Genomic DNA, 857 nt, shown 5'->3' with positions numbered 1-857 from the left:
AAGCGTGGCATGGCCGAAATGCTCAAGGGCGGCGTGATCATGGACGTCGTCACGCCCGAGCAGGCTCGCATCGCCGAGGGCGCAGGCGCCGTCGCGGTGATGGCGCTGGAACGGGTCCCCGCCGATATCCGCGCCCAGGGCGGGGTGTCGCGGATGAGCGACCCCGACATGATCGAGGGAATCATCGATGCGGTCACCATCCCGGTGATGGCCAAGGTCCGCATCGGGCACTTCGTCGAGGCGCAGATCCTGCAGAGCCTCGGCGTGGACTACATCGACGAGTCCGAGGTGCTCACACCCGCCGACTACACCAACCACATCGACAAGTGGAAATTCACCGTGCCGTTCGTCTGCGGCGCCACCAATCTGGGCGAGGCGCTGCGCCGCATCACCGAAGGCGCGGCGATGATCCGCTCGAAGGGTGAGGCCGGCACCGGCGACGTGTCCAACGCGACCACCCACATGCGCAAGATCGGCGGCGAGATCCGCCGGCTGACGTCGATGTCCGAAGACGAGTTGTACGTCGCGGCAAAGGAATTGCAGGCGCCTTACGAACTCGTCGCCGAGGTGGCGCGGGCAGGCAAGCTGCCCGTGACGCTGTTCACCGCGGGCGGCATCGCGACCCCCGCCGACGCCGCGATGATGATGCAGCTGGGCGCCGAGGGTGTGTTCGTCGGATCGGGCATCTTCAAGTCCGGCAACCCCGCCGAGCGCGCCGCGGCGATCGTCAAGGCCACCACCTTCTACGACGACCCGGACGTGCTGGCCAAGGTGTCGCGCGGACTGGGCGAGGCAATGGTCGGTATCAACGTGGAGGAGATCGCGCAGCCCCACCGGCTCGCAGAACGCGGCTGGTA

At 67.4% G+C, this 857-nt stretch carries 1 protein-coding gene; it reads left to right on the top strand.

Translation table 11 applies throughout. The annotated features are described in order from the left end of the window. Positions 1 to 857: pyridoxal 5'-phosphate synthase lyase subunit PdxS (gene pdxS, locus CQY20_RS33950; RefSeq protein ID WP_097945796.1), on the top strand; the 857-nt coding region annotated here is incomplete at both ends.

The sequence above is a fragment of the Mycolicibacterium agri genome (assembly GCF_002553505.1).
Classification (GTDB): domain Bacteria; phylum Actinomycetota; class Actinomycetes; order Mycobacteriales; family Mycobacteriaceae; genus Mycobacterium; species Mycobacterium agri.
The sequence above is the reverse complement of the archived record's forward strand: the minus strand, read 5'-3'. Positions and strand labels throughout refer to the sequence as shown.